This is a genomic window from Streptomyces sp. NBC_00557 (assembly GCF_036345995.1).
In the GTDB taxonomy this organism is placed as follows: Bacteria; Actinomycetota; Actinomycetes; order Streptomycetales; family Streptomycetaceae; genus Streptomyces.
Genome location: NZ_CP107796.1, coordinates 4902889 through 4922650, shown reverse-complemented (window position 1 = coordinate 4922650; position 19762 = coordinate 4902889). Strand labels below are relative to the sequence as shown.

The 19762-nt window shown below is 74.0% G+C and carries 15 protein-coding genes and 1 pseudogene; 6 read left to right on the top strand and 10 right to left on the bottom strand.

Translation table 11 applies throughout. The features are described 5' to 3' along the window. Positions 1-2: 2 nt before the first annotated feature. From manA to OG956_RS21445, 5 genes are all read right to left on the bottom strand, one after another. Positions 3-1154: a mannose-6-phosphate isomerase, class I gene (gene manA, locus OG956_RS21465; protein ID WP_330339609.1), complete on the bottom strand. Its 1152-nt coding sequence runs from the start codon at positions 1152-1154 to the stop codon at positions 3-5. Between the two features lie 94 nt (positions 1155-1248). Next, positions 1249-2376 carry an SIS domain-containing protein gene (locus tag OG956_RS21460; RefSeq protein WP_330339608.1) on the bottom strand — a complete coding sequence of 376 codons (1128 nt, stop codon included), beginning with the start codon at positions 2374-2376 and terminating at the stop codon, positions 1249-1251. Between the two features lie 67 nt (positions 2377-2443). After that, a complete protein-coding gene (locus OG956_RS21455) occupies positions 2444-2614 on the bottom strand; it encodes a Trm112 family protein (RefSeq protein ID WP_330339607.1) in 171 nt (56 codons plus the stop codon). 378 nt (positions 2615-2992) lie between these two features. Next, on the bottom strand, positions 2993-4357 hold the full coding sequence (locus OG956_RS21450) for a phosphomannomutase/phosphoglucomutase (RefSeq protein WP_330339606.1): 1365 nt from the start codon (positions 4355-4357) through the stop codon (positions 2993-2995). Positions 4358-4529: 172 nt separating this feature from the next. Beyond that, positions 4530-4952, bottom strand: coding sequence for a DUF3499 domain-containing protein (locus tag OG956_RS21445; protein ID WP_330339605.1), 423 nt, complete (start codon positions 4950-4952; stop codon positions 4530-4532). Between the two features lie 410 nt (positions 4953-5362). Here OG956_RS21445 and OG956_RS21440 point away from each other — a divergent pair, with 410 nt between their 5' ends. Further along, entirely contained in the window at positions 5363-5815 is a 453-nt protein-coding gene (locus OG956_RS21440) for a metallopeptidase family protein (protein WP_330342906.1), read from the top strand. 255 nt (positions 5816-6070) lie between these two features. On the opposite strand, the gene OG956_RS21435 is transcribed toward OG956_RS21440, so the two are convergent. From OG956_RS21435 to OG956_RS21425, 3 genes are all read right to left on the bottom strand, one after another. Further along, positions 6071-7606 carry a DUF5719 family protein gene (locus OG956_RS21435; RefSeq protein ID WP_330339604.1) on the bottom strand — a complete coding sequence of 512 codons (1536 nt, stop codon included), beginning with the start codon at positions 7604-7606 and terminating at the stop codon, positions 6071-6073. Continuing rightward, positions 7603-11289 (bottom strand): glycosyltransferase, encoded by a 3687-nt coding sequence (locus tag OG956_RS21430; RefSeq protein WP_330339603.1) that lies wholly within the window; start codon positions 11287-11289, stop codon positions 7603-7605. The genes OG956_RS21435 and OG956_RS21430 overlap by 4 nt, the downstream gene beginning before the upstream one ends. 193 nt (positions 11290-11482) lie before the next feature. Further along, positions 11483-11746 (bottom strand): WhiB family transcriptional regulator, encoded by a 264-nt coding sequence (locus OG956_RS21425; protein WP_003975777.1) that lies wholly within the window; start codon positions 11744-11746, stop codon positions 11483-11485. Positions 11747-12356: 610 nt separating this feature from the next. On the opposite strand from OG956_RS21425, the gene OG956_RS21420 reads away from it, so the two are divergent. From OG956_RS21420 to OG956_RS21405, 4 genes are all read left to right on the top strand, one after another. Further along, entirely contained in the window at positions 12357-12851 is a 495-nt protein-coding gene (locus OG956_RS21420) for a cysteine dioxygenase (protein WP_330339602.1), read from the top strand. Between the two features lie 34 nt (positions 12852-12885). Then, positions 12886-13845, top strand: a complete 960-nt coding sequence (gene cofD, locus OG956_RS21415; RefSeq protein ID WP_330339601.1) for a 2-phospho-L-lactate transferase — start codon at positions 12886-12888, stop codon at positions 13843-13845. A 185-nt stretch (positions 13846-14030) separates the two neighbouring features. Beyond that, on the top strand, positions 14031-15356 hold the full coding sequence (locus OG956_RS21410; RefSeq protein ID WP_330342905.1) for a coenzyme F420-0:L-glutamate ligase: 1326 nt from the start codon (positions 14031-14033) through the stop codon (positions 15354-15356). Between the two features lie 89 nt (positions 15357-15445). Further along, positions 15446-16468, top strand: coding sequence for a DNA-3-methyladenine glycosylase family protein (locus tag OG956_RS21405; RefSeq protein WP_330339600.1), 1023 nt, complete (start codon positions 15446-15448; stop codon positions 16466-16468). Between the two features lie 311 nt (positions 16469-16779). Here the strand turns inward: OG956_RS21405 and OG956_RS21400 are convergent, their stop codons facing one another. Both OG956_RS21400 and OG956_RS21395 read right to left on the bottom strand, forming a co-directional pair. Further along, positions 16780-17862: an NDP-sugar synthase gene (locus OG956_RS21400; protein ID WP_330339599.1), complete on the bottom strand. Its 1083-nt coding sequence runs from the start codon at positions 17860-17862 to the stop codon at positions 16780-16782. Positions 17863-18048: 186 nt separating this feature from the next. Continuing rightward, a pseudogene (locus OG956_RS21395) lies at positions 18049-18737 on the bottom strand (peptidoglycan recognition protein family protein); the annotation flags it as partial. A 205-nt stretch (positions 18738-18942) separates the two neighbouring features. Between OG956_RS21395 and OG956_RS21390 the strand changes: the two are divergent. Next, on the top strand, positions 18943-19698 hold the full coding sequence (locus OG956_RS21390; protein ID WP_330339598.1) for a TIGR03089 family protein: 756 nt from the start codon (positions 18943-18945) through the stop codon (positions 19696-19698). Positions 19699-19762 lie beyond the last annotated feature (64 nt).

Sequence of the window (19762 nt, the reverse complement as noted above, 5' to 3'; positions counted from 1 at the left end):
GGTCACACGATCACCGTGGCGCGGAACAGCGTGCCCGCGCCCGAGACCTGCGCCGTCTCGCCGGCCGGGACGAAGACCGACTGGCCGGGGCCGAGCTCGTGCTCGCCGGCCCGGACCGCGCCGGCGGTGCAGAGCAGGATCTGGGGGGTGCCGAGGGTGAGGTCGCGGGTGGCGCCGCCCTCGGGCAGGACGTACCGGGAGAGGCGGAACTCGTCGATCGGCGTGTCGTAGACCTCCTCGCCGGCCGGGGAGGCCTCCGGGCGCAGCACCCCAGGGTCGTTCGCCTGGAAGCGGACGATGCGCAGGAGTTCGGGGACGTCGACGTGCTTGGGCGTCAGCCCGCAGCGCAGGACGTTGTCGGAGTTGGCCATGATCTCGACGCCGAGGCCGCTCAGGTAGGCGTGCGGGACGCCGGCGCCGAGGAACAGGGCCTCGCCGGGCTGCAGCCGGACGTGGTTCAGCAGCATGGCCGCGATGACGCCGGGGTCGCCCGGGTAGTGCTGGGCGATGGCGGCGTAGGGGGCGTGGTCGCCGCCGAGGCGGGCGCAGGCCGCGCCGGTCTCGACGACCGTCTGCGACATCGCCTCCGGGTCGGCGGTGAGGATCGCGGTGAGGACCTCGCGCAGGGCCGCGTCCTCCGGCTGGGCGCGCAGCAGATCGACGTAGGGCTTGAGGGAGGCGACGTCGAGCGCTTCGAGCAGGTCGGCGGCCCGGGCCGGGTCGCGGAAGCCGCACAGGCCGTCGAACTCGGTGAGCGCGCAGATCAGTTCGGGCTTGTGGTTGGCGTCCTTGTAGTTGCGGTGCGGGGCGTCGACCGGGATGCCGCGGCGCTCCTCGTCGGCGTACCCCTCCTTCGCCTGCTCCAGGTCGGGGTGCACCTGGAGGGAGAGGGGCGCGCCCGCGGCGAGGATCTTGAGCAGGAAGGGCAGCCGCGGGCCGAACTTCGCCACGGCCTCCTTGCCCAGCTCCGCCTCCGGGTTCGCGTCGATGACCTCGACGAGGCTTCCGCGCGCGGTCCGCGAGGGTGCGCCCGGGTGTGCGCCCATCCACATCTCGGCCTGCGGCTCACCGTTCGGCTCGACGCCGAGCAGCTGCGGGATGGCGGTGGGTGAACCCCAGGCGTAGGGGCGGATGGTGTTGTCGAGGCGGTCCATGTGTCTTCTCTGTCTCGGTGACGACGGCTGCCCAGCCCGCGCGCGGTCCGCGGGCGGTGCTGGGTGGGCGCGGGTGGTGCGGCCCGTAGCCAGATCAGGCCCTCGAAGCGAGCGCCAGGTAAACGGCGGCGAAATCGGTGACGGCGATCAGTTCCGCGAGGGTCTCCAGTTCGCCGCCCTCCTCCGGTTCGAGTTCGCTGATCGGCGTGTCGTGGCTGAGGGCCAGGTCGCGGGCGGCGGGGGCGGCGGTGAGGCCGCTGATCGGGCGGTCCCGCAGGAGCACTACGCGCGCGTGCAGCGCGGGCGGCTCCTCGACGCGGTCCCGGAAGAAGTCGTCGGGGTCGGCGCTTGCGGCCAGCGGGCCGGCCAGCAGGGCGCTGTGCGCGGAGAGCGCCTCGGGGAGTTCGGCGACGAGCGCGGGGCGGCCGGAGAGTTCGGCGAGGGCGGCGGCGAAACGGCGTCCGGCGGGGCCCGCCGAGGTCCCTTCCGTCCACACCACGGGCAGCGCGTCGGCGAGTTCGGCGGCGAGGGTCTTCGCCGGGTTGCTGTAGGTGGCGATGGCGGGGCCGCAGCGCTCCGCGACGTGGTCCAGGCGGTCGGCGACCTTCTGCAGGGCGTCCGGCGGAGCGCTGATCAGCCCGATCCGGTCGAGCAGCGCCAGCAGCGGGGTGAGCAGCGCCCAGAACACGCCCGGGGAGGACGCGGCGAGCGGTTCCTCCTGGTCGTACGGCGCCGTCGCCATCGGTACGAACATGCCGTGGGCGCCGGCGACCGCCTCCGCGAGGGGGGTGCCGGCCGGGGCGACGGCGACGACCGAACAGCCGCGGCGGTAGGCCTGTTCGGTGAGGAGGGTGAGGCTGGGCTCGGTGCCGTCCGGAGTGGCGATCAGGAGCAGGTCGACGGAACCGGCCCAGCCCGGCAGTTCCCAGCGCAGGGCGCCCGCGGCCGGGGCGACGCCGGAGGGGGCGAGGCGGACCACGGGGCTGCCGGCGCCCGCCAGGGTGCCGAGGAGGTCGGCGGTGTGGGTGGCGGCGGCGCCGGGGCCGGCGATGAGGACGGCGCGGGGGCGGCCGTCGGGCTTGAGGTCGCCGACGCCGGCCTCCGCGGCGTGCCGGACGGCGGTGCGGACGCGGGCGCCGGCCTCGGCGGCACCGCGCAGCAGGCCTCGGCGGTCGGCCTCGGCGAGGCCCTCCGGGGTGTCGAGCAGCGATTCGTCCAGCATGGGGGCTCCGATCGCCGGGATCCTGTGCGGGTTTCTACGACGTTCGTCTACGGCGCGAAGGGCGTCGTCACGCGGGGCGGCGGGCCTCGTCCACGAGGAGGACCGGGATGCCGTCGCGGACGGGGTAGGCGAGGCCGCAGTCCTGGCCGGTGCAGATCAGCTCGCTGTCCTGCTCCTTGAGGGAGGCGTGGCAGGCCGGGCAGGCGAGGATCTCCAGGAGGCCGGCTTCAAGCGGCATGGGGGTTCCCTTCGGGGGTCGTTTCTCTGGCCGGTGGTCAGCGTACCGCTGGCGGGTGGGGTGGGCCGGGTGGCGATCCGAGACTGCGTTTTCTGGGCGGACAGGGGGTGCGTCCCTGCGGCCAGGGGGTGCGCGTCCCTTAGGAACCCAGGGGGTGCGGACCCCGGGCGGCCGGGGGTGCGGGCCTTGGGGGCCAAGGGGTGCGGGCCCCGGGCTGCCCGGGGTGCGAACCCCTGGGCAGCCAAGGGGACGGCGTCCCTAGGAGCCCAGGGACAGCCATCCCGGGCGGTCGTGGGGTGCCGTACCTCGGGCGAAGCGGGCGGCGTCGGCCTGGGCCGGCCGGAAGTGCCGGTCCCGCCCGTCGTGCCCTGCGCTCGCTCACGCCCTGATGATCGCCAGCGCCTCGTCGCGGATCTTGGCCATCGTCGCCTCGTCCTTCGCCTCGGCGTTCAGGCGCAGGAGCGGCTCGGTGTTGGAGGGGCGGACGTTGAACCACCAGTCGGCGGCGGCGACCGTGAGACCGTCGAGGTCGTCGAGGGTGACGCCGGCGCGGCCCTCGTACGCGGAGCGGATCGCGGCGAGGCGGTCGGCCTGGTCGGCGACGGTGGAGTTGATCTCACCGGAGCCGGCGTAGCGGTCGTACTGGGCGACGAGGGAGGACAGGGGGCCGTCCTGGCCGCCGAGGGCCGCGAGGACGTGCAGGGCGGCCAGCATGCCCGTGTCGGCGTTCCAGAAGTCCTTGAAGTAGTAGTGCGCGGAGTGCTCGCCGCCGAAGATCGCGCCGGTGCGGGCCATCTCGGCCTTGATGAAGGAGTGGCCGACGCGGGTGCGGACCGGGGTGCCGCCGTTCTCCTTCACGACCTCCGGGACCGTACGGGACGTGATCAGGTTGTGGATGATCGTGCCCTTGCCGCCGTGGCGCGCGAGTTCGCGGGCGGCGACCAGCGCGGTGATCGCGGAGGGGGAGACCGGGTCGCCGTTCTCGTCCACGACGAAGCAGCGGTCGGCGTCGCCGTCGAAGGCGATACCGAGGTCGGCGCCCTCCGCCGGGACCCGCTTCTGCAGGTCGACGAGGTTGGCCGGGTCGAGCGGGTTGGCCTCGTGGTTGGGGAAGGTGCCGTCCAGTTCGAAGTACATCGGCACGAGGGTCAGGGGCAGGCCGGCGAAGACCGAGGGGACCGTGTGGCCGCCCATGCCGTTGCCGGCGTCGACCACGACCTTCAGCGGGCGGATGGAGGTCAGGTCGACGAGGGAGCGGAGGTGCGCCGCGTAGTCCTCCAACGTCTCGCGGGAGGACAGGGTTCCCGGCCGGTCGACCGGCTCGGGGGCGCCGGACTCCAGCCAGCGCTCGACCAGTTCGCGGATCTGGGCCAGGCCGGTGTCCTGGCCGACCGGGGCCGCGCCCGCGCGGCACAGCTTGATGCCGTTGTACTGGGCCGGGTTGTGCGAGGCGGTGAACATGGCGCCGGGCAGGTCCAGCGCGCCCGAGGCGTAGTACAGCTGGTCGGTGGAGCACAGGCCGATCTCGGTGACGTCGGCGCCGCGGTCGGCGGCGCCGCGCGCGAAGGCGCGGGACAGGCCGGGGGACGAGGGCCGCATGTCGTGGCCGACGACGATGGCCGCCGCGCCCGTCACCTCCGCGAAGGCGGCGCCGAAGAGCCCGGCCAGTGACTCGTCCCACTGGTCCGGAACCACTCCGCGTACGTCGTACGCCTTCACGATCTGCGACAGATCAGCAACCACGGCCAACCCTCCTGAAAGTCCTATGGGTGCCCACAAACTACCCGCCCGGGGTAAGGGCGTGTTGTGCGGACACCTGGTGGACGTCCGGTGGACACCTGGTCGTGACAGCCGGCCGTTTCGCCGGCCGTCCCGTCCGGGTACGGGCCGGCTCTGAACGGCTTCTTGCCCAGGCTCAGTTGTCCGGGGAGCGCAGGACGCGCAGATGGCCGCGGCGGGCGACTTCCATGGGGTCCGCCGTACGCGAACCGCCGCCGGCACCGGCCGCGCGCTCCTGGGGGCGGGCCGCCTCGCGCACGGCGTTGGCGAGCGCCTCCAGGTCGTCGCCGCTGGGCCGGGCGGGCGCGGAGCCGTCGAGGAGGCGGACGACCTCCCAGCCGCGGGGGGCGGTGAGGCGTTCGGAGTGCTCGGCGCACAGGTCGTAGCAGTGCGGCTCGGCGTAGGTGGCGAGCGGGCCGAGGACCGCGGTCGAGTCGGCGTAGACGTACGTCAGCGTCGCGACGGCGGGTCGGCCGCAGGCGGTGCGCGAACAGCGACGTACAGGGCTCACGACGTTGGACGGTACCGCACTCTTGAGCGGGCCGCGACGACTCGGCACCAGGTCACTCCACCGTGTCGTGCTGTGAAACGCCCCACACACCCCTTCGAGGAGCCCCTGCTGACCTGCATGGACGGGGTCTCGGCGGGTTTCGGGCGGGACTCGATACGGTCATGAGTCGGCACAAACACCGCCAATTGCCTTGAGTTCGGCGGTCTTGGAGGGTTACGGAAACGAGCCAGACGTTGGCTGGAATGGTCATCCTGCGACACGATCCGGAGAGGGGCGGTCGAAACAAGGTGCGGCCGATCGGTGGTGGGCTGATCGGCGGGGATCTTGGTCGGCTGGGGGCGGGCGGGGTGCGGGACGGGCGGTGGCCCGTGGGTGGGTCAGGGCCGCTCGCCGGGTGGGGGGTGGTGGCCGTGTGAGGGCGGGCGGCGGGCGCGAGCGGGGATTACGCTTCCCCAGTGATGGACAACCGTGTACCGCCCCGTGCCGCCGGCCCCGGGCCCCGTCGCCGTGATCGTCACGGGCGGGGCATGCGGGGGCCGATCGCGCCGCCGCAGGTGCCGCTGGCGGCCAGCCGTGCCGATGTGTTCGCGGACCTGGTGCAGGACTCCGTGGACCGTCTCGAGCGGCGCTGGCCGCAGCTGGCCGACATCGATTTCCTCGTGCTGGAGGTGCCCCGGCTGGACGGGCGGGGCGAGCAGGCGTGGAATGACGAGGCCGTGCCGTTGGGCGGGGTCGTTCCGGCGCGGGACGGGCGGCGGGCGCGGGTGGTCGTGTACCGGCGGCCGGTGGAGATCCGGACCAAGGGGCGGGACGAGCGGGCCGCGCTGGTGCACGAGGTGGTCGTGGAGCAGGTGGCGGAGCTGCTGGGGCTGACTCCGGAGACTGTGGATCCTCGGTACGGGGAGGACTAGGGGCTCCGGCGGGTGCGGTGGCGCGTGGGTGCGCTGTGCTGCCGCCGGCCGGTGGGCGTTTCGGTTGCCCGGCGCCTGCCGAGTGCGCGGCGCCGACGGCCAACGCGTGTTTCGCCCGCCCGTGCTTGCGGGGGCCCTCCCCCACCGCACGCCCGTGCCGCCCCCGGCTGCGCGACTGCCCGCAGCCATGCGGGTACGACGGCCGCTGCCCTCGGCGGCCACGCGCGTACGACCGCTTCCCCTACCGCGCCGGCCTTACTTCTGCAGCACCGACAGGTCCTCCGACGTCTTCGGCACCGCCACCAGGCCCCGGTCGTTCGGGAGGGGCTGGATCGTGAAGCCGGGGACTCCGGATTCGGTGGCGGAGAGGGTGCGGGAGGCGTAGACCGGGCCGCCGGAGACGGTTTCGACGGTGAGGGCGTAGGTGCCCTTCAGGCCGGAGGGCACGGGGGCGGGCACGTCCTGGGTGGTGCCGGACTTGATGGTGTACGTCTTCGTCGTCGCCGTACCGCCGTCGCTGCCCGCCGACGCCGTGACCCTGACCGTGGCGGTGGCGGTGGACGCGGTCAGGGAGAGGGTCGTGCCCTTGGCGCTGTTGTCGGCCGAGGTCGCGCGCGTGCCGACGGGCGCGGTGGCCGGGATGAACGCCGTCTCCTGCTTGTCGCCCTTGCCCCGGACCACCCGCAGCGCCGCGACGACCGGCACCGACTGGTCGGTGGGGGTCAGGACGAGGGAGCCCGCCTCGCCTCTGGTCACGTCGCCGAGGTCGGCCGCGGTCGTCATGCCGGACTTCACGTGCAGGGTGTCGTGGCCCGCCGGGGCGATGAGGCCGTCCGGTGAGGCCAGGCGGACCTTCAGGTCGGCGTCGTCGCCGCCGGGGGTGAAGGCGATCAGGCGCACGTCGGTGGCGTCCTTGGGGATGCCGGGCAGGACCAGGCTGCCGGCCGGGTCGGCGGACGCGGCGAGCCAGTCGCCGCCCGCCTTGTCGTCCAGGGCCTGCACCGACGCGCCGACCCGGCCGCTGCGCACGCTGACGTGCACGGTCAGGTCGGCCTGGCGTTCGTCGGTGAGCGTGGAGAGCAGGATCGGCTTGCTCGCGTGCGGCGGGATGGTCTGGTTCTCCCCCAGCGGGGACTTGATCGCGCCGTCCTTGCCGTACAGCTCGATGTCGACGACCGCGGCGGAGTCGTCGGGGTTGGTCAGGTGGAGGTAGTCGGTGCGGTCGGCGGCCGTGCCGGCGCCGGGGAACCAGAAGTCGGTGTCCGCGGTGGTGCAGGTGACGCCCTGGAGGCCGCGGCCGGTGCCGGCGGCGACCTCGGTGGTCTCCTGGACGGTCCAGCCGGGCGCGAACTTCCCGTCGGCGGTGCCGATGAGCGCGGGCGCGTCGGCGCCGGAGGTGTCGCCGGTGACCGGGGTGCCGGGCGCCTTGGGGGTCAGCACCGGCTGGTCCGCCGTCTTCTTGCCGCCCTTGGAGCTCTTGGAGCCCTTGGCGCCCTTGCCGGTCCCGGAGTTGTCCGTGCCGTCCGCCAACTGGCCGTCGGCCGCCTGGAGTCGGGCCGTGCCGGTGCTCGCCGTGCCCTGGGTGACGGGCGTGAACGACGTGTACGACGTGTCGGCTATGTCCGAGATGCTCGGCGCCGGGCACAGCAGGCTCGTGCGTTCCACCGGGAGTTCGGCGGCCGCCTTGGGGGCGGAGGCGCCGGACGCCGTGGGGCCGGCGAACGCGGCGAACGCGGTGACGGCGGCCAGTGCGCCGGAGGCGGCGATCAGGGACAGGGTGGTGCGGTTCACTGCTGGCTCCCGTCGGGACGCTCGCTGCCGGTGCCGTGGGGGTGCTGGGCCGGGTCGTATCCCTGCTGGGCGTCGTAACCCTGCTGGGCGTCGTACGCCGGGTGGTAGCCCTGCTGGTAGGCCGTCGGGTCGTACGGCAGCGGGCCGCCAGTGCCGTCGTAGGCGTACGGGTCGTACTGGCCGGGCTGCTGATAGGGGTCGGCCGGGTACGTGTGCTGGTCGTGGCCGGAGGGCTGGTAGGGGGCGCCGTCCTGGTACTGGCCGGTTCCGTAGTCCGCGTATCCGGCGTTCGCGTAGGAGTCCTGCTCCCACTCGCCGTACCCCTGCTGGTGCGGTACGGCGGCCGGTGCCTCCTCCGGGAGGGGCGGCGCCGTGGGCTGCTCGCCGGCGGTCTGCTCACCGGCGGCCTGCTCCTCGGCCTGGGCGCGCAGGCGGCGGGCGCGGCGGCCCTCCCCGGCGGTGGCCTGCGCCGGCAGCGGCTCCTCCTCGGGGAGATCGTCGTCGACGTCGCGGCGGCGGCCGGGCAGGGCGAGGACCACCAGGACGACGGCGAGCGCGCCCTGGGCCCACAGCCAGGCGGTGTGGGTGATCGGGTCGTCGTAGGTGACGTCCAGCCTTCCCTCGTCGGCGGGCAGCTGGAAGCCCTGGGCCCAGCCGTCGACCGTGGTGCGGGTGAGCGGCTTGCCGTTCAGGGTGGCCGTCCAGCCGTCGGAGGCGGTGTCGGCGAGGCGCAGGACGCGGCCCGCGGAGCCGGCCGGGACGGTGGTGTGGATCTCCACCGGTCCGGCGCTGACCGGCCGGCCGGCGTCCGAGCCGCCGGCGGGGACGATGGCCGCGCGGGAGACCTCCTGGTCGACGCGGTACAGGGCGCTGCCGTGCTGCTGGCTGAGCCGGGTCAGGCCGGGGGTGGTGTCGAGGACGCGGGTGATGTCGCGGGGCGCGCCCTGGCGGACGAGGACGTACCGCACGGCGAAGCCGCCGAGTTCGTCGGTCTGGTCGGCGCCCGAGCCGGCGACGAGGTTGGCGACGACCTTGTCCAGCCGGGCGTCCGCGCCGTCGGCGGCGCCGGCCTCGGCGTCGCCCATGCGGGCGCCGGAGCCGCGTACCAGGGTGTAGCGCACGCGCGCGGGGGAGTCGCTGTCCAGGATCAGGGTGCGGGCCCGGTCGCCGGTGGTGGAGTCCTCGGCGACGAACGCGGGCACCTGGGTCGGGTCGCGGCGCTCCAGGGGGCCGTCGGCGCCGCGGATCATCCAGCCGGCGGCGACGAGCAGCGGGCCCGCGGCCGAGGCGAAGGCGATCAGGGCGGCGACGGGCTGCCGCCAGCCGAAGCTCTGCTCGGCGACACGCGCGCGTGCGCCGTCGGCGCCGAGGGCGGCGGCGGCCAGCAGGGCGATGCCGTAGACGAGCGTGGCCGGTCCGGCCCAGGCGGACCTGTTGGACAGGACGGCGAAGACGAGGCCCAGCAGCGCGACGGCCCAGGCGGTGCGGACGGCCAGCTGGCGTTCGGAGCGCAGAAGCGCGGCCAGGGCAGCGAGGACGATGCCGATGAGCATCAGGCCGTGCACGGTGCCGGGGCCGCCGGGGCTGGCGCCGAGCAGGTCGGACGCGGAGGCGGCCGAGGGGCCGTAGGCCAGGCCCGCCTCCTTGAAGAAGCCGGCCGGGAACAGGGTCAGCGACCAGGGCGCGAGGACCAGCAGCGGGGTGCCGAGCTGGGCGAGGAGGCGCAGGGCGTGCGCGGTCAGGTCGCCGCGGCGCAGCACGAGCACGCCGATGCCGAGGAGCAGCGCGATGGGCCAGACGATCGGCGTGAAGGCGGTGGTGATGGTCAGCAGCAGCGCGTACGCCCAGGTGGCGCGCCAACTGCCGCGTGCGCCGGAGCGGTTCGCGAGGCCGCTCGCGGCGATGCCGGCGCGCGCGATGAGCGGCAGCAGCACGGCGAGGACGGAGGTGCCGATGCGGCCGCCGGCCAGGGCGCCGGTGGTGGCGGGCAGGAACGCGTAGGCCACGGCCGCCCAGGCGCGCAGCAGCCGGGAGGTGACCAGCGGCCGGGAGGCGAAGTAGGCGGTGAATCCGGCGAGCGGCACGGAAGCCACCAGCAGGACGGTGACGGCGAGTCCGGTGGAGCCGAACAGGATCGTGGCGAGGGTGGCGACGATCGCGAGGTAGGGCGGGGCGGAGGAGGTGCCGCCCGCGCCGACCGGGTGCCAGCTGTCGGCGAAGCGGGACCACAGGTCGCCGACGCCGGCCGGGGCGGGCAGCAGGGCGCCGCCGCCGAGGGCGCCGCCGCCGAGCAGGGCGCGGCAGGCGACCAGGGAGATCAGCAGCAGGGCGAGGAAGAGCACGGGGCCGGGCCTGCGGGCGATCCGCTTGAGCCGGGCGAACTGCTCGATCTCCAGGAACTCGGCGTCGTCGCCGCCGGGCCCGGACTCCACGGCGCCGCCGTGCCGGCCGGCCGCCGAGGTGTCGTCGGTGCCGCTGGTGAAGTTCGCGGCGAGCTGTTCGACGGTGGCCCGGATGGTGGCGCCGGGCGGCGGGAACAGCCGGCGCAGCTCGGTCTTGTCGATCTGCGGGCGGCCCCGGCGGCGCCGGGCGGCGATGATCCGCTCGGGGCGCAGCAGGGTGCCGAGCAGGCCGCGGATCTCGTCGACGGCCTGGCCGGGCACCTTGCCGACGAGGTAGGCGACGGTGCGCAGGAGCGTGCCGAGCACGAGCCGCAGGAACACCCAGGGCAGGGCGGCGCCACGGGTGTTGACGAGCAGGGTGTAGACGGCGCCGGCCTTGTCGACCTTGTGCGGGGAGGCGGCGGTGCGGCCGACGCAGTCGACGGCGCGGCGCTCGCGGGAGGCCGCCTCGGCGTGCCGGACGACGGCGTCGGGGGCGATCAGGACGCGGTGGCCGGCGGCATGGGCGCGCCAGCACAGGTCGACGTCGTCGCGCATCAGAGGGAGCCGGCGGTCGAAGCCGCCGAGCTGCTCGAAGACGTCGCGGCGGATGAGCATGCCGGCCGTGGAGACGGAGAGCACGGTGCGCACGTGGTCGTGCTGGCCCTGGTCCTGTTCGCGGCGGTCCAGGCCGGTCCAGCGGCGGCCGGAGTGGGCGATGGAGACGCCGACCTCCAGCAGCTGCCTGCGGTCGTACCAGCCGCGCAGCTTGGGGCCGACGACCGCCACGTCGTCGCGGCCCAGCTCCAGTTCGTTGTCGACGACCCGCAGCAGTTCGGCGAGGGCGTCGGGTTCGGGGGCGCAGTCGTCGTGCAGCAGCCAGAGCCACTGGATGGGCTCGCCGTACGGCAGTTCGGGCAGGTCGTACGCGTCGTCACGCCATGTGCGCGTGACGGGGTCCCAGCCGCTGGGGCGCTTGAGGTAGGGCAGCTCTTCGGGGGTGAGCAGCGGGGCGGTGCGGCTCGCCTCCTCGACGGCTTGGCCGAAGCCGGTGCGGCGGGCGAGGTGCAGGACGTTCGCGTCGCCGAGGGACTCGGTGAGCAGCCGGGCGGAGTCGTCCGCGCTCCCGGTGTCGGCGGCGACCGCGTACTGCACGGGGCGCTCCTGGCCGAGCAGCCCGGCGAGGGCGTCGGGCAGCCAGCGGGCGCCGTCGTGGGAGACGAGGACCGCGGTCACCACATGGCGCGGGAACTCAGGTGTGGCGGCGCCGGCTTGGGCTGCCGTTTGGCTGTGCACGGACATCGAGGTACGGGCCCCGGTTCGATGGACTGCGGTGGACGCCCGCGTCCTCTCGGGAGCCGAGGGGACAGCGGGGCGTCTCGGACGAGCGACCACACTATCGGCTGGCCATGACGACGGCCCGCCGCCTGTGGATAACCCACCGGCGACGGGCCGTTCGTGACGTTTTGGTGTGGATAAGTGCGTGGATGCGTGCTCAGACGGCGGCCTTCTTGAGCCGGCGGCGCTCCCGCTCGGACAGGCCGCCCCAGATGCCGAAGCGCTCGTCGTTGGCGAGGGCGTACTCGAGGCACTCGGAGCGGACCTCGCAGGCGAGGCAGACCTTCTTCGCCTCTCTGGTGGAGCCGCCCTTCTCGGGGAAGAAGGACTCGGGGTCGGTCTGGGCGCACAGCGCGCGCTCCTGCCAGCCGAGTTCCTCATCCGCGTCGTCGACCAGCAGTTGCTGCACCAGCTCGGTCATGTGCGCCCCTCGTCTGTCTTTCGCGTCCCCGTGTGTAGCCGTCGCTACCGATTTCGGCTGAACGACACGAGTGAAATTACAAGTGTGCTGCTCCGGGCGAGTCAAGCCGAGATCTGCTATTGGGCCCGTTATTCACTCTGCGGAACCAAGGCCGTGCGGTAAGTGTTCAAATCGCCATATACCTTGACACGCAGGCGAGGCCCGGGAGGGCGGCCGAACCTCGTACAGACCTCTGTACGAAGAAAGACGTCCCCGCGTTCGATCGCGTTGCAACGAGGCTTGAACGCTCGGTTGTGCGCCATGTGTCCCGGGTTCCCGATGAACAAACCTTTCACCTCCCAGATGAACCGGATGAGGTGAAACCTGTCCCACATGGCGGGCCCGAAGTTGACAGCTCAGGTGTGAACCGATGTCCTAGTGGGCATGCTCGCGCACTCGGCACTCACCTCGACCCGCACCGCCGGGTTCTTCGGTGCTGCCTCGTGCCGCTGTAGCTGTTGTCGCTGTTCCAGCTGTTGAGCCGTACCCGCTCCAGCTGTACGCCGAGCCGTCGCAGGCCCGGCGCCCGTTCCCTCCGACCTTCCTGCCACCGAGGAACCAGGCACCCCCCATGAACAGCGACAACGACCTCCAGATCGCCGGCGACATCCTCGAGGTCCCGCACCTGCTCCAGCCGCCGCGCGAGCACCCGGTGACCGTGGCCGAGTTCGTCGGGCTCGCCCGCTCGATCGCCGCCGACCGCTCCCAGTGGGCCCATCTCGTCCGCTACGACGCGACCACCCGCTGGTACCACCGGCTGCGCACCGGACCCGGATACGAGGTGTGGCTGCTGTCCTGGGTGCCGGGGCAGGGCAGCGGGCTGCACGACCACGGCCGGTCCTCCGGCGTCCTCACCGTCCTGGAGGGCACCCTCACCGAGCGCACCGAACGCGCCACGCGCGCGTTGGCGGCAGGCGCGCAGCGCGTGTTCGCGCCGGGGTACGTCCACGAGGTCGTCAACGACGCCCTGGAACCCGCGGTCAGCCTGCACGTGTACCACCCGGGCCTGACCGCGATGCCGATGCACACCGCCCCGCACTGCGAGGCTCGTCCGGTGACTGCCTGACGCGTTGTCGTACCCGCCTGCAAGACTTGGGGTCATGCGCATTGTGGTTCTGGCAGGCGGCATCGGTGGTGCCCGGTTCCTGCGCGGCCTGAAGCGGGCCGTGCCGGACGCGGACGTCACGGTGATCGGCAACACCGGCGACGACATCCACCTCTTCGGGCTCAAGGTCTGCCCGGACCTGGACACGGTGATGTACACGCTGGGCGGCGGCATCAACGAGGAACAGGGCTGGGGGCGACAGGACGAGACCTTCCATCTGAAGGAGGAGCTGGCGGCCTACGGGGTCGGGCCGGACTGGTTCGGCCTCGGCGACCGGGACTTCGCCACGCACATCGTGCGCACGCAGATGCTCGGCGCGGGCTATCCCCTCAGCGCCGTCACCGAGGCGCTGTGCGACCGCTGGAAGCCGGGCGTGAAGCTGATCCCGATGACCGACGACCGCGTGGAGACGCACGTGGCCGTCGAGATCGACGGCGAGCGCAAGGCGGTCCATTTCCAGGAGTACTGGGTACGGCTGCGGGCCTCCGTCCCCGCCGAGGCCGTGGTCCCGGTGGGCGCCGAGCAGGCCAAGCCGGCGCCCGGCGTGCTGGAGGCCATCGCCGAGGCGGACGTCATCCTCTTCCCGCCGTCCAACCCGGTGGTGTCCATCGGCACCATCCTCGCCGTGCCCGGCATCCGGGAGGCCATCGCGGACGCGGGCGTGCCCGTGATAGGGCTGTCCCCCATCGTCGGGGACGCGCCGGTGCGCGGCATGGCCGACAAGGTGCTCGCCGCGATCGGCGTGGAGTCCACGGCCGCCGCGGTCGCCGAGCACTACGGCTCCGGGCTGCTGGACGGCTGGCTGGTCGACACCGTGGACGCGGCCGCGGTCGAGCGGGTCGAGGCGGACGGCATCCGCTGCCGGGCCGTACCGCTGATGATGACCGACGTCGACGCGGCCGCGCAGATGGCGCGGGAGGCGCTGGCCCTGGCCGAGGAGGTGCGGGGAGCGTGAGCACGGCGGCTTCCGGCACGGACACCGAAGTGGCGGGGTCCGGCGGAACGGGCGCCGGGGGGGTCGACGACGCGTCCGGGCCGGGCGCGGTTCCCGGCGCGGGGACGGCCGGCTCGGGGACGGCCACGGCGGCGGCCGGCCGGGCGGCGCCGGATGTCGCGGGGCCCGGCGCGGGGACGGCCGCCGTGGCGGCGTCCGGGACGGGGCCCGGTGAGGGTGCCGGGTTCCTGGTCTGGGCGGTGGAGGGGATTCCCGAGGTCCGGGCCGGGGACGATCTCGCCAAGCTGATCGCCGCCGCCGAGCCGGGGCTGGCCGACGGGGACGTGCTGCTCGTCACCTCCAAGATCGTCTCCAAGGCGGAGGGGCGGATCGTACGGGCGGCCGACCGGGAGGCGGCGATCGACGCCGAGACCGTCCGGGTCGTGGCCCGGCGCGGTGCGCTGCGCATCGTGGAGAACCGGCAGGGCCTGGTCATGGCCGCCGCCGGGGTCGACGCCTCCAACACCCCCGCCGGGACGGTGCTGTTGCTGCCGGAGGACCCGGACGCGTCCGCGCGCGCGATCCGCGACGGCCTGCGCGCGGCCCTCGGCGTCGACGTGGGCGTGCTCGTCACCGACACCTTCGGACGGCCCTGGCGCGCGGGGCTCACGGACGTGGCGATCGGCGCGGCCGGGGTGCGCGTGCTGGACGACCTGCGCGGCGGCACGGACTCGTACGGCAATCCGCTGAGCGCGACCGTCGTCGCCACGGCGGACGAACTGGCAGCCGCGGGCGACCTGGTGAAGGGCAAGGCGGCCGGGCGGCCCGTCGCCGTGGTGCGCGGTCTTGCGCACGTACTGGCCTCCGAGGACGAAGAGGGCGCGCGGGCGCTGCTGCGGACCGCGCGGGACGACATGTTCCGCCTCGGCACGTCGGAGGCGGTCCGGGAGGCGGTGACCCAGCGGCGCACGGTGCGGGCGTTCACCGACGAGCCCGTGGACCCCGGGGCGATACGGCGCGCGGTGGCCGCGGCGGTCACCGCGCCGGCCCCGCATCACACGACCCCCTGGCGGTTCGTGCTGCTGGAGTCGGCGGAGTCCCGGACACGGCTGCTGGACGCCATGCGGGAGGCGTGGATCGCCGACCTGCGCCGGGACGGCAAGAGCGAGGAGTCCATCGCGAAGCGGGTGCGGCGCGGTGAGGTGCTGCGGCGCGCGCCGTATCTGATCGTGCCGTGCCTGGTCATGGACGGCTCGCACCACTATGGGGACGCGCGGCGGGACGGCGCCGAGCGGGAGATGTTCGTCGTCGCGATGGGCGCCGGCGTGCAGAACCTGCTGGTCGCGCTGGCCGGGGAGCGGCTGGGCTCGGCGTGGGTGTCGTCCACGATGTTCTGCCGGGACGTGGTGCGCGAGGTGCTGGCGCTGCCCGCGGACTGGGATCCCATGGGCGCGGTGGCGGTCGGGCATCCGGCCGAGGAGCCGAGACCGCGGCCGGAGCGGGACGCGGCGGCGTTCGTCGAGGTGCGGTGAGTTCGGCCACCCGCTCCTCCCCGAGCGCCTAGTCTCATAGGGACGGCACCGGCGGCGCCGGCTCCCCCAGGACCCCACAGGACCCTTTCGTGGCAGGACGTTTCGCTCAGCGCCCCACGCGTACGACCGTGCGCGGAGGCCATGTCGGCGTGCCCGCGGGCGCCGCCGCCGGGATACCGCGGCAGGCTTCGGCGCCGGCGCGGGTACGGCGGTGGGTGCCGGACGGGCCGCTCGACCTCGGGCTGGTGCTCGGACCACTGCGGCGCGGGCCCGCCGACCCCACCTTCCGGGCGACCGCCGACGGATCCGTGTGGCGGGCCTGCCGCACGCCCGCCGGGCCGGGCACGCTGCGGGTGCGGGCGTACGGCGGTGAGGTGCTCGGCGAGGCGTGGGGGCCGGGGGCGGAGTGGCTGCTGGACCGGTTGCCCGAGTGGCTCGGCGCGGCCGACGAGCCGGAGGCGTTCGTGCCCCGGCACCGGGTGGTGGCGCTGGCGCGGCATCGGCGGCCGGGGCTGCGGCTGACGCGGACCGGGCTGGTGCTGGAGTCCTTGATCCCGTCGGTGCTGGAGCAGAAGGTCACGACCGACGAGGCGTATCGGGCGTGGCGGTTGCTGGTGCGGCGGTTCGGGGAGCCGGCGCCGGGGCCCGCGGGGGCGTCCGAGCGGCCGATGTTCGTGATGCCGGCGCCGCGGACCTGGGCGCTGATCCCGTCCTGGGAGTGGCATCGGGCCGGGGTCGACGACAAGCGGGCGTCGACGGTTCTGAGGGCCGTACGGGTCGCCGCGCGGCTGGAGCAGGCGGTGGGGATGCCGGCGGCCGAGGCGCGGGCGCGGCTGGAGGCCGTGCCGGGAGTGGGGCCGTGGACGTCGGCGGAGGTCGTGCAGCGCAGTCATGGGGCGGCGGATGCGGTGACGACCGGGGACCTGCATCTGCCGGGGATCGTGGGATGGGCTCTCGCGAGGGACCGGCATGCCGACGACGAGGTGATGCTGCGGTTGCTGGAGCCGTATGCCGGGCAGCGGCACCGGGCGGTCCGGTTGATCCTGTTGAGCGGGCTGGTCCCGGCCCGGCGAGCGCCGAAGATGCCCCGGGTGGACATCGGGTTGCTGTGAACGCGCGGGTGCCGGCCGGCGCTTCGGCTGCGGGTGTTGTCGCTCGCCGGGTGCTGTGCTTACCCCGCACCGTGTTCCGCCGGCCCACGCTCACGGGATGCGCGGTGGTGCCGTGCCCAGGGTGTCTCGCTCACCTCGCTCGCCGGGTGCCTCCCCCACTCTCGGCTTCGCTCGAGCGGGGGGACCTCCATCGCCCCCCGTGCCTTAGGGGCCTGGGGGTCCCCCAGGCCCCTAAGGCACGGGGGGAGGCACGACTGCCCGCAGCGGCGGGCCGCGGCCTCAACGGGGCGGCGTCCCCCCGGCCCCTGCGGCTACTGGTCCGATGAGAAGCGGACGGCGCCGGGTGGGATGCGGGCGTCGCACCAGACGCGGACGCCCTCGCGGAGTTCGTTGTCGGCGCCGACGACCGCGCCGTCGCCGATGACCGTGCCGGTGAGGACGGTGCGTTCGCCGACGCGGGCCCTGGTGCCGATGAGGGAGTCGGTGATGACGGCGCCCGGCTCGATGACCGCGCCCGGCAGGATCGTGGAACCGAAGACCCGCGCGCCCTCGGCCACGAACGCGCCCTCGCCGACCACCGTGCCACCCGTCAGCTTGGCGTCCGGCGCCACCGTCGCCGTGGGCAGGATCAGGCGGTCGCCGCAGCGGCCGGGGACGGCCGGGGACGGGGCGCGGCCCAGCACCAGGTCCGCCGAGCCCCGGACGAAGGCCGCGGGGGTGCCCAGGTCCAGCCAGTACGTGGAGTCGACCATGCCCTGCAGGTGGGCGCCCGCCGAGAGCAGGCCGGGGAACGTCTCGCGTTCCACCGACACCGGCCGGCCCAGCGGGATCGTGTCGATCACGGAGCGGCGGAAGACGTAAGCCCCCGCGTTGATCTGGTCGGTGACGATCTCCTCCGGCGTCTGCGGCTTCTCCAGGAAGGCGAGGACGCGGCCGGTCTCGTCCGTGGGGACCAGTCCGTAGGCACGCGGGTCCGTGACCTTGGTGAGGTGCAGCGACACGTCCGCGCCCACGCGTTCGTGCGTGTCCACCAGCGCCCTGATGTCCAGGCCCGTCAGGATGTCGCCGTTGAAGATCAGCACCGGCTCGTCGGGCCCGGAGTGCAGACGCGAGGCGACGTTGCGGATGGCGCCGCCGGTGCCGAGGGGCTCCTCCTCCGTCACGTACTCGATGTGCAGCCCCAGGGAGGAGCCGTCGCCGAAGTACGGCTCGAACACCTCGGCCAGATAGCTGGTGGCGAGGACGATGTGGTCCACGCCGGCGGCTTTGGCGCGCGCCAGCTGGTGCGTGAGGAACGGCACCCCGGCGGCCGGGACCATGGGCTTGGGCGTGTGCACCGTGAGGGGACGCAGCCGGGTGCCTTTGCCGCCGACCAGGAGGATCGCTTCTGTCACCTGTCGTCTCTGCTTCCTGCCGGGACCGGCCGAACTACTCGTTTCACTCGTTTCGGCCGGTCAGTGTATGCAGACCGTAGCGGCGGCATCCGTGACAGCCACGCGGTTTCCCACGAGATCGGTGAGAGAACGGTGTGAGTGCGGCGAGCCCCCGACGACGGCACCGGACGAGCATCCCCGGCCGGCTCAGCGCACCTGGTAGCGCGCCGCGCCGGAACGGGCCGCACCGAGCCTGGCGTAAAGCGACGCGCCGGGGCAGTCGGTGGCGAACCCGTCCCGATGGCCGGAGATCACGTTCAGTCGCACCTTCTTACCTTTCGGGTAGAGGTTGCCACCGCCCGACGTGAGATATGTCTTGCCGCGCCGGTCGGCGCCGTAGAGCCCGAACTTCCACCCTATGAGCCGGGCGAGGGCCGTCACCGCGGCGCCGGGCGCCTTCACCGCGCCGCAACCGCCGATCACGGCGATACCCATGCTGCTGCTGTTGAAGCCGGCGGTGTGCGCGCCGAGGACCGCCTTCGGCACACCACCGGCCCGGCCCTCGTAGACGGTTCAGCACTTGTCGACGAGGAAGTCGTAGCCGATGTCCCGCCGGCCCATGCTCTTGACGTGGTAGCGCCGGATACTGCGGATGACGGAGGGGGCCTCGGCGCGGGTGCAGTTGTCGCCCGAGGAGGTGTGGTGCACGAAGGCCGCCTCGACCTTCTTCGTGTAGACGAACCCGGGTTCGCGCAGTGACTCGTCGGGCCCCAGCCGAGACGCGTCACGATCGCCGGGCGCGGCCCGATGTACGGCTTCCCCCGCGACGGCCCCTGGAGGCGGGCGAGTTCACGCTCGGTCGCCGCCCTGCCCGGCTCCGGGATCCTGTCCGGGCCCCGGCCGTGGCCGTGAGGGCCGTGGCGCAGGCGGCCCCGATCGAGGACACGGCGAACGCCGGGGCGCCGGAGGTCGACCTCAGGAATCCACGCATGGCGACGATCTTGGACATAACCGCGGCGAACTGACGGAGCGTCGGGAGCCGCTGCGCCGTACCGGTGGTCCCGCCGCGCCCCGCGTCTGTCAGCGCGTACCCTGTCCCGGGTGAACGCCACCGATCGCACCCCCGCCGACCTGCTGGCTTCCGCGCTCGCCGCGGACCCCGGCCGCCCGCTGGTGACCTTCTACGACGACGCCACGGGTGAACGCGTCGAACTGTCCGTGGCCACCTTCGCCAACTGGGTGGCCAAGACCGCGAACCTCCTCCAGGGCGACCTGTCCGCCGGGCCCGGTGACCGGGTGGCGCTGCTGCTGCCCGCGCACTGGCAGACGGCCGTGTGGCTGCTGGCCTGTTCCTCGGTGGGCGCGGTGGCGGACCTCGGCGGGGACCCGGCGGCCGCGGACGTCGTCGTCAGCGGGCCGGACGCGCTGGACGCGGCGCGGGCCTGCCGGGGGGAGCGGGTGGCGCTGGCGCTGCGGCCGCTGGGCGGGCGGTTCCCGCAGCCTCCCGAAGGCTTCGTGGACTACGCCGTGGAGGTGCCGGGGCAGGGGGACCGGTTCGTGCCGTTCGCCCCGGTGGACCCCGAGGAGCCCGCGCTGATCGTCGCCGGCGCCGAGTTCAGCGGGACCGAGGTCGTCGAGCGGGCGCTCGCGGACGCGCCGTCGCTGGATCTGACGGGGCCCGGATCGAGGCTGCTGTCGGGGCTGCCGTACGACACCTGGGAGGGGGTCAGCGCCGGACTGCTGTCGCCGCTGGCCGTCGGGGGGTCCGTGGTGCTCTGCCGGCATCTGGACCGGCTGGGCGAGGAGGCCCTCGCCCAGCGGATCGAGAGCGAGCGGGTCACGTCGGTGCGCCGCTGAAGGGACCTGTTCCCCGGTGTGCCCCGGGCAGGCACGGTTCCCCCGGACGGAGTAGCTGAAGGCG

What these genes read in the sequence shown, in the direction of transcription:
- cofD (WP_330339601.1), top strand. Translation starts at nt 12,886, where the DNA reads ATGCGCATTGTGGTTCTGGCAGGCGGCATCGGTGGTGCCCGGTTCCTG.
- OG956_RS21425 (WP_003975777.1), bottom strand. Translation starts at nt 11,746, where the DNA reads ATGACCGAGCTGGTGCAGCAACTGCTGGTCGACGACGCGGATGAGGAA.
- OG956_RS21430 (WP_330339603.1), bottom strand. Translation starts at nt 11,289, where the DNA reads ATGTCCGTGCACAGCCAAACGGCAGCCCAAGCCGGCGCCGCCACACCT.
- OG956_RS21440 (WP_330342906.1), top strand. Translation starts at nt 5,363, where the DNA reads ATGGACAACCGTGTACCGCCCCGTGCCGCCGGCCCCGGGCCCCGTCGC.
- OG956_RS21420 (WP_330339602.1), top strand. Translation starts at nt 12,357, where the DNA reads ATGAACAGCGACAACGACCTCCAGATCGCCGGCGACATCCTCGAGGTC.
- OG956_RS21455 (WP_330339607.1), bottom strand. Translation starts at nt 2,614, where the DNA reads ATGCCGCTTGAAGCCGGCCTCCTGGAGATCCTCGCCTGCCCGGCCTGC.
- manA (WP_330339609.1), bottom strand. Translation starts at nt 1,154, where the DNA reads ATGGACCGCCTCGACAACACCATCCGCCCCTACGCCTGGGGTTCACCC.
- OG956_RS21460 (WP_330339608.1), bottom strand. Translation starts at nt 2,376, where the DNA reads ATGCTGGACGAATCGCTGCTCGACACCCCGGAGGGCCTCGCCGAGGCC.